Genomic DNA, 8,041 nt, shown 5'->3' with positions numbered 1-8,041 from the left:
CCACTTGGTTGCCAGCTTAAGGCTTCGAAGTGTCTAGTGAACCGGGGGCGATTCAGTTTATCCAGATTGGAAATCGCCTCGTCGAAGATCAACACCTTGGGGCGCTTGAGCAGCGCACGGGCAATCGCAATGCGCTGACGCTGCCCGTCCGATAGCCCGGTGCCGCGCTCGCCGATTTCCGTCTGATAGCCCTGCGGCAGTTTCTCGATCACCTCATGGATTTCCGCTGCCTTGCACGCGGCGATCACGTCTTCGAAGCTCGCGTGCGGGTGGGCCATGACAAGGTTGTCATACACGGTGCCGGAGAACAGCACGGTTTCCTGTGGCACCACGCCGAAGGTGGCGCGCAGTTCGTTGGCGGCCAGTTGGCGGATGTCGCGCCCATCCAGCGTGATCTGCCCTTCCTGCGGCCAGTAGAAGCTCTGCATCAGCTTGGCCAGCGTGCTTTTGCCGCAGCCGGAGGGGCCCATCAGCACGGTGAGCTTGCCGGTGGGGATGGCCAGGCTCAGGTTGCGGTAGAGCCAGGGATGCTGCTCGGAGTAACGGAAACCCACGTCGCGGATGTCGATGCAGCCCTCGCCACCCGCCGCGCGTTGCGGGGTGAGCGTGAACGGCTCCTGCGGCATGTCCAGAATGTCGCCAAGGCGCTTCACCGAAATACTGGCCTGCTGGAACTCCTGCCACAGCCCGACCAGGCGCAACAATGGCTGGCTCATGCGGCTGGCGAACATCTGGAAGGCGACCAGCATGCCGACCGTCATCCCCGCTTCGGGCCGCATCACCAGCCAGGCGCCGACAATGAGGATGGAGAGCGTCATCACCTGTTCCAGTCCGTTGGCGACGACGTTGTAGGTGTTGCCCACCTGCTTGGTGGCAAAGCCCGCCGAAAGGTATTGGGCCAGATAGGTGCCGTAACGCTTGCCGACGTCCGGCTCCAGTTGCAACGACTTCACCGTGGCCATGCCCGCCAGGTATTCGGTGAGGAAGGCTTGATTGCGCGCGCCGAGCAGAAACTGCTTGTCCAGCCGTTCGCGGAAGATGGGCACCATGAACAGGCTGGCTGTGACGATCAGCGTCATGATGCCCAGTGCGATCAGCGTGAGTTGCCAGCTGTAGGAAAACATCACCGCGAGGAAGATCAGCAGGAAAGGCAGATCCAGCACCAGGCTCACCGCCGCGCCGGAGATGAATTCGCGCAACTGCTCCACGCCGTGCAGGCGCGCCACCAGAGTGCCGGTGGGGCGTGCCTCGAAATACGGCAGTGGCAGGTGCAACAGGTGCTTGAGCACCTTATCGCCCAGCACCGCGTCGATACGGCTGCCGGTGTGCAGTACCAGATACTGGCGCAGCCAGCTCATGCCGCTGGTAAACAGCATGAACACCACCAGCGCCACGCCCAGCACGATGAGGGTGCTTTCGGAATGGTGGGCGATGACTTTGTCGATGATGACCTGAGTGAACAACGGGGTCGCCAGGCCGACGAGCTGGATGGAGAGGCTGGCAAGCAGCACGTCACGCCAGATGGCTTTGTGACGCAATAGTTCGGGCACGAACCAGGCGAAGCCGAATGGCTTTTTCTGACTTTTGGGCGATTCGGCGCGACTGACGGATTCCGATACTGGCGGCTCGGCTGGCGCTACCAGCAGCAGAACAGGCGCGGCTTGGGTACGGGCGGCGACGAGTGTGAGGGTTTCGGGGGCGGATTGCCCGGGTTTGACCCAAGCCAACGTATCCTCGCTGCGCTGAACGATGAGTGCTGGGGTAAGCATGCTCGATTTGGGTTGAGAGGAGGCGGTGTTTTCCGCTTCCATGGCGCCCCCGTGGATGGTTTCAGGCGCGGATATGGTCAACAGAGCCACGGCAGGCAGCGGCAACGCCGATAACCCCGCTTCGGCCCAGTACGCCAGACCGGCCCTGAGGCCAAGCGCGTCCAAGGCCTCGATCAGCGTGGGTAGATCGATCGGCGGCGGAAAACGCTTGATCACCAGCTCAGCATCGAAGGGCTGGCGATAGAACCCGGCCAGGCTCGCCAGGAGCCACAGCGCGGCTTGTGTGTCTACGTGCGCTTGCGAATCGGCCATGGTGTCTTGATGCACGTTCTGCATTCGGTGCGCTTCTTCGTCATTGGTTATTCACAGGAAGAGCCTATGCAAATGCGATGTGTAAAATACTGTCAATAATTGTTTGTAAATTAACGCAAAATGCCAGACGAGTACAGTTAAAATGCGATGACAAAAACAATTTTTCGTAAACAAATGCACAGAAGTGCTCATTTTTTATCTTGGGCCACCCACTTCGTTTCGGTCTTGGCGGCCTGGTGACGAGCCGAAAAAAGCCCTGCATCTTGCGATGCAGGGCTTTTGCTTTGCGGCGGGTTGGTTCAGTGTGGCTTGACGGCCTGATACTCGGCGAGGATGGAGAGCCCCTTGGTCTCGATATGGCGGCGCACGCAGGTGAAACCAGCGGCTTCCAGCGTCGCCAGCACCTGTGCCGGCGGCACGCAGGCTTCGATGGTGTCCCAGTAATAGCGCCACAGCCTGCAGGTGCCCTGCTTTTGCCGGCCAACCACATAGGCCAGCAGCGGCACCAGGCCCTTCATGTAGATTTTGAGCAGTAAGCGCCCCCAGGCAGACTCTGGACGCGTGATCTCCAGCAGGCACAGTCGGGCGCCGGGCTTCATGACGCGATGGAATTCGCGGAACGCGACCGAGAGATCGCTGATGTGGCGCAACGCGTAGCCCATGGAAAGAAAATCAAAGCTCGCGTCCGGATACGGGATGGCTTCGGCGCGCCCTTCCACCAGCGTGACGCCGGGCAACTGGGCCTGCGCCATCATGCCCGGGCTGGGATCCACTCCGGTGACCAACGCCGCGTCGCCAGTGATCTGCACTGCGGCACGCGCCATCAGGCCGGTGCCGGTGCCCACGTCCACGATGCTCATGCCCGGCAGCAGGCCCGCACGCTTCATCGCTTCGCCGCGATACCAGGGGCCGGTGCCGAAGCCCAGGATGGTTTCCATGCGGTCGTAGTCCTCCGCGGTGGAGTCGAACATCCGGCGTACGAAGCCGGCGCGCTCCGCTTCACTGGCGTAGTAGTCGGTCAGCGGCTGATGCGGCGCCTGCGCGGGCAGGACTCTGGAATCGACGGACATATGGACGGGCCCTTCAGGATGAAAGAAGTCGACGCCACAACAGGCATGGCAGGCGCAGCACGAAACCCGTCATCAGCCGGATGTGCATCCAGGTGAGCAGACGGTTGTCGCGCCAGTAATTGAAGTGTGAAACCCCACCTTCCTCGGCCGTCAGATACCTGACCGGCGCATCGAGATTGAGCGGACGCACGCCGCGCCAGGCCAGGCGCACGACAGCCTCGGGGTCGAAATCGAAACGGCGCATCCAGCGCTGTCCGCGCATCACCGCGCACAGCGGGCCGATGGGATAGACACGGAAGCCGTAGAGCGAATCACCGATGCCGACCCACAGGGTCTCGAGATTCGCCCACCAGTTGGAAACCTTGCGCCCTTTCACCCGCAGAGCCGGCGCGCTGGCATCGAAGACCGGCACGCCCAGCACCATGCAGTCGGGTTGGGCAGCAGAGGCCGCTATGAATCCAGAGATCAGCTGCGCCGGATGCTGGCCGTCGGCATCCATCGTCAATGCATGCGTGAAGCCCTCGCGCGCGGCTTCTTCCAGCCCATGCAGCACTGCCGCGCCCTTACCCCGGTTCTCCGGCAGTACCAGCACGCGCAGATCCGGGTCGCGCGTGGCCATGTCGCTCAGCCCCGCCGTGCTGTCATCCGTGCTGCCATCCACGACGACCCACACTGGCGACCATTGCGCCCTGGCTGCGCGCACGGTCTCGAAGACGCGTGGCCCCGGGTTATAGGCGGGGATCAGGACGAGGTGACGGGTGGCGGACACGGGGAATCAGACTCCGGGCTGGGCGCGCCAGCAACAAGCTCGCGCGCGAAATACGCGTACAACTCACGGGTGAAGGCTTCCGGATCGTCTGGCGGCGCAAAACGCTCGCCCAGCCGCACACGGAAATGCATCGGCATCTTCGGCACGCGTGAAAGGGGCCACCCCTTGCCGAGGAAACAGGTGTCCTGCTCGATGATCACGGTCTGAAGCGGCACCTGCGCGCGATGGGCCACATAGGCTGCGCCGGCGCGGAAGGTGCCCAGCGCCAGAGGCCCCTCACTGCGCGTTCCTTCCGGGAACAGCAGCAATTGGCCGCCACGCCGCAACTCCTGCACCGCCAGCGTGATGGAACCGATGAACCAGTCATTGCGGATATAGCCCGCCAGGCGGGAACCCGCGCCCCACAGGGGGTTGTCCAGCAGCGAGGCTTTCTGGACACAGGCCACGCCAGGCAGGCGTGAGATCACCATCAGGGCATCGAGCAGACCGGGATGGTTGGGTGCGACGATCATTGCTCCGTCCCCCCGCAAGGCATCCAGCGCCTTGAGATCGAAGCGAGCGACGCCGATCCAGGTAAGGAACGCGAGATAGCTGCGAAACCCCAGGCAGGCGACCCAGCGACCCAGCCAGGTACCGTGGCGCTCATGCAGCACCAGCGTCAACGGCAAGGTCACGGTGGACCAGAGCAAACAACCGGCCCCCAACACCACATACCCTGTATGCATGGCGAGAAAGGCGTGAAGACGGCGCAACGGATGCAGCACGGACACCATGCTCACTCCTTGACTTCGACCATCTCGGTCGCGCGGGCGAAAGTCCAGGTGATGCCGAAGCCAGCCGTCACATAGGATTTTCGCCGCACCAACGGGCTATCCTCGAACACAGCGCCGCGCAGATCGTCGTAGCGGGCATAGGCTCCAACCCAGGCATCACCGAAACGGCGCGACAGGGAAGCCAGGTACTGCATGCCGGCGTAACCTGCGCGAGCCTCGTAGGCCGATCGGCCGGCACGGGCGTATTCAGATGCCACGGAGTAGAAATAAGCGTTCTGACGCCGGTCTGCAAACATCGGCCCGGCAAGCAGCCCGAGATTCCAGCCGGAACGGACGTCGTTTCCGCCAAGCCCGGCAAAATCCACTTTCAGGCGCGGTGTGAAGACCCAACCGGCCCATTCCGGGTTGATGCGCGCGGTGATCGCGGCACGTGCGGGCAGGCGCAGATCCAGCCGGACACGGTCTGCAGTGCTCCGCCACAGGTTGAAATCCAGCGACGGCCCCAGCTCCAGCATCGGTTTGATGTCAGGCATGCCTTCGCGTGCCCGGTTGGATTTGCTGCGCACCGGCGGGCTGGCGCCAAGGCTGATGTTCAGTTCCGCCTCCGTCACGTCGAACAGCACGGCGCGCACGCCGTTGCGATCGGCCTTCAGCCAGTCGAGGCGGTAGGCCACATAAGGGAAGGGCAGGAAGTAATTGCGCGATTCGTCCGAACCACGGTAGTCCGGCATGCGCATGCCGCCCATTCCCATGCCCAGTTCCCAGCGCGGCAGGCTCTCCGCGGATGCGGCACCGGCCCAGCAGAGCAACAGACCAGCCAGCCAGTGCCTAGTCATTGCCGGCTCCCGGGCCGAAACCGAAAGCCTCGATCTCGACAAGCAGCTCGGCACGGCAGACGTCGGCCTGCAGATAGAAGCTGCGGGCCGGGTCGGCGCCATGCGCGGCCAGCACGTCCATCACCACCGGCAGATCCCCGGGGTGCCGCATGAAGACCTTGAGGCACAGGTCCGGCAGGCGCAGTCGCTTGCCCAGCGCCTCGGCACTGCTCTCGAGCAGGGCCTCGATGTTGGCTAGCGTCTCTCTTGTCTGTGCCAGTACGTCGCCGGGGTGCATGCTGGCATGCCCGACAATGGCGGCCGTGCCGGAAATGAACAACACGGTCTGCGCCGGTGCGCGCAGCACGCTGGCGCGCGAGAAGGTCGGGCTGCGCGGGCCGTACTGTTGCGGATAGCGATAGGCGCTGGTCTGGCGAGGATTCTCGATGGGCACGGGTGCAACGTGCCCGGCCAGGAAATACAGCAGCAGCTCGCCCTCGGCGGTTCCCAGCGCGCAGGCGGAGGGGGCTCCGTCCAGCCAGGCCTGCCCCGCCGCAATGAAGGCATCCTGGCGGCCGATGTTGAACTGGCGATAGCGCTCCAACCCACCATCGTCGTGATTGATGCTGGGGAGGTAGTTCCAGCAGCGCAGCAGGCAGGGAAACCCTGTCTTGGTCAGCACCTCGAACAACAGGATGTAGATCAGTTCGCTGGCCTGCTGCAGCGCACTCGTATCGGCGCTCGGCGTAAAGTCCTGCTCGCGCAGGCTGACGCAGCCGAACAGGTAATCGGCGTTGTGGCAATAGTGCAGTTGCCCATGCCGGCCACTGACGACAGGCCCCTCACCCAGCCATGCAGTCGCGATCCCACCACCGTCAGGCAGCAAGGGCATGCGCACGGCTGCGGTCTGCCCGTCTGCCGCAGCGACGTCGGCACCGTACAGGGCAAGCCCGAGACGCCCGGTAGCGGTCAAGGCATCCTGGCCGATGCGCAGGCTGAGCAGGCCGCTGCCCATCAGCTCACGGCCCGGAAGGCCAGCACGGCATTGCTGCCGCCAAAGGCGAAGGAATTGGAGACGGCGGCGCGCAAGGGCATGCGCACGCCAGCCCCCATCACGTGCGCCACGCCACGGCAATCCTCGGCCACTTCGGTAAGGTTCGCCGTAGGCGGAATCTCGCCGCGTGCCACCGCCAGCGCAGTGATCAAGGCCTCCATCGCGCCCGTGGCTCCGAGCAGGTGGCCGTGCATGGACTTGGTGGCGCTCACGCGCAGACCGGCCGCATGTTCGCCGAACAATTCACGCAGGGCTACGATCTCGGCTGGATCGCCTTCGCGCGTGGCAGTTCCGTGGGCATTCACGTAATCGATCTCTGCAGGAGCCAGCCCGGCCTCGCGCAGGGCGAGCCTGATCGCCCGCACCTGTCCGCCGCTGTCCGGCTTGACCAGATGGGTGTGATCGCAGCTCTGACCATAACCGGCCAGCTCGCAATAGATCCGCGCACCGCGTGCCTCGGCATGCTCCCAATCCTCCAGAATAAGCGCGGCGCCCCCCTCGCCCAGTACCAGCCCGCCACGCCCGGCCTGGAACGGCCGGCAGCAGCCTGGCGCGCTGGCTTCGTCCGCCGGAGCCACGACCCGCATGGCTTCCCAGGCACGCATCACCGAGAACGACAGGGGCGCCTCGGAGCCACCGGCCACCACCAACTGTGACTCTCCGGCCTGGATGCGTCGCATCGCCTCGCCGATCGCGATGGCGGAGGAGGCGCAGGCGACCGAATAGGTCAGGCAGGCGGAGCCGAGCCCGAGCTGCATGGCGATATGGGAGGCAGCCGCGTTGTTCATTGCCTGCACCACCGACAGCGGGTGGGCGCGGTCCTTGCCATGCACGTAGAAATCCGTGTAGCCGCGCTCAAAGGTCAGCGTACCGCCGACCCCGGTGCTCCACGAAACGCCGTAATCGTCGGAACCAGCCCCCACGCGCGGCAAGCCAGCATCTTCCCAGGCCGAGAACGCCGCAGCGATGCCAAGCTGGCTGTAACGATCGGTCACGGCCGCCAGGGGACGCCCCAGCACCGCTTCGGCATCGAACAACGGGCAATGCATGGCCGGTTGCTGCAAGGGCGCAGGAGAGGCCGGATGCCGATACAGACGGATGGCGGACTCACCCGCCATCAGCCGCGTGAAGAAATCGGCAGCAGAGCCACCGAAGGGATTGACCAGCCCGACGCCGGTCACCGCCACGCGGCGGCGGCCTGCTGGATTACTCATTCGATGCAGAGGCAGGCTTGAGTTGCTCAAAGATCTCGATGAGTTGACCGACCGTCTCGGGACGGGGCAGATCGTCCGGCATGCGCACACCGTACTTGTCTTCAAAATCGAACATCAGGTCCAGCAGGGTCAGCGAGTCTACCCCGATGTCTTCGAGACGGCTCTCCAGCGTGATGTCCTCAGGAGGATTGGTCACCCGGCGCTTGACGAATTCACGCAACTGCTCAAGCTTGTCCATGAAAAAAGCCTGTTGATGTAAAAAGTC

At 64.0% G+C, this 8,041-nt stretch carries 8 protein-coding genes; all 8 read right to left on the bottom strand.

Features of this window, described 5'->3' with window-relative positions:
* On the bottom strand, nt 1-2,105 hold a 2,105-nt coding region (locus tag BGI27_RS13300; protein WP_223871800.1), incomplete at its 3' end, for a peptidase domain-containing ABC transporter.
* 275 nt (nt 2,106-2,380) lie between these two features.
* Complete coding sequence (locus BGI27_RS13295) at nt 2,381-3,151, bottom strand: class I SAM-dependent methyltransferase (protein ID WP_095525343.1); 771 nt, start codon at nt 3,149-3,151, stop codon at nt 2,381-2,383.
* 13 nt (nt 3,152-3,164) lie between these two features.
* Nucleotides 3,165-3,920: a glycosyltransferase family 2 protein gene (locus tag BGI27_RS13290; RefSeq protein WP_095525342.1), complete on the bottom strand. Its 756-nt coding sequence runs from the start codon at nt 3,918-3,920 to the stop codon at nt 3,165-3,167.
* Nucleotides 3,893-4,693 carry a lysophospholipid acyltransferase family protein gene (locus BGI27_RS13285; protein WP_095525341.1) on the bottom strand — a complete coding sequence of 267 codons (801 nt, stop codon included), beginning with the start codon at nt 4,691-4,693 and terminating at the stop codon, nt 3,893-3,895. The genes BGI27_RS13290 and BGI27_RS13285 overlap by 28 nt, the downstream gene beginning before the upstream one ends.
* A 2-nt stretch (nt 4,694-4,695) precedes the next feature.
* Entirely contained in the window at nt 4,696-5,529 is an 834-nt protein-coding gene (locus BGI27_RS13280) for a MipA/OmpV family protein (RefSeq protein ID WP_095525340.1), read from the bottom strand.
* A complete protein-coding gene (locus tag BGI27_RS13275) occupies nt 5,522-6,523 on the bottom strand; it encodes a chorismate transformation FkbO/Hyg5 family protein (protein ID WP_095525339.1) in 1,002 nt (333 codons plus the stop codon). The genes BGI27_RS13280 and BGI27_RS13275 overlap by 8 nt, the downstream gene beginning before the upstream one ends.
* Nucleotides 6,523-7,776, bottom strand: coding sequence for a beta-ketoacyl-[acyl-carrier-protein] synthase family protein (locus tag BGI27_RS13270; RefSeq protein WP_095525338.1), 1,254 nt, complete (start codon nt 7,774-7,776; stop codon nt 6,523-6,525). Before BGI27_RS13270 ends, BGI27_RS13275 begins: the two co-directional genes overlap by 1 nt.
* Nucleotides 7,769-8,014 carry an acyl carrier protein gene (locus BGI27_RS13265; RefSeq protein ID WP_095525337.1) on the bottom strand — a complete coding sequence of 82 codons (246 nt, stop codon included), beginning with the start codon at nt 8,012-8,014 and terminating at the stop codon, nt 7,769-7,771. Before BGI27_RS13265 ends, BGI27_RS13270 begins: the two co-directional genes overlap by 8 nt.
* Between the last annotated feature and the right edge of the window lie 27 nt (nt 8,015-8,041).

This window comes from Candidatus Dactylopiibacterium carminicum (assembly GCF_014736495.1).
In the GTDB taxonomy this organism is placed as follows: Bacteria; Pseudomonadota; Gammaproteobacteria; order Burkholderiales; family Rhodocyclaceae; genus Uliginosibacterium; species Uliginosibacterium carminicum.
This window is presented reverse-complemented; position numbering and strand designations above follow the sequence as displayed.

Bases quoted from the DNA above. Each gene is read 5' to 3' on its own strand.
- BGI27_RS13295 (WP_095525343.1), bottom strand. From the start codon at position 3,151: ATGTCCGTCGATTCCAGAGTCCTGCCCGCGCAGGCGCCGCATCAGCCG.
- BGI27_RS13285 (WP_095525341.1), bottom strand. From the start codon at position 4,693: ATGGTGTCCGTGCTGCATCCGTTGCGCCGTCTTCACGCCTTTCTCGCC.
- BGI27_RS13280 (WP_095525340.1), bottom strand. From the start codon at position 5,529: ATGACTAGGCACTGGCTGGCTGGTCTGTTGCTCTGCTGGGCCGGTGCC.
- BGI27_RS13275 (WP_095525339.1), bottom strand. From the start codon at position 6,523: ATGGGCAGCGGCCTGCTCAGCCTGCGCATCGGCCAGGATGCCTTGACC.
- BGI27_RS13270 (WP_095525338.1), bottom strand. From the start codon at position 7,776: ATGAGTAATCCAGCAGGCCGCCGCCGCGTGGCGGTGACCGGCGTCGGG.
- BGI27_RS13265 (WP_095525337.1), bottom strand. From the start codon at position 8,014: ATGGACAAGCTTGAGCAGTTGCGTGAATTCGTCAAGCGCCGGGTGACC.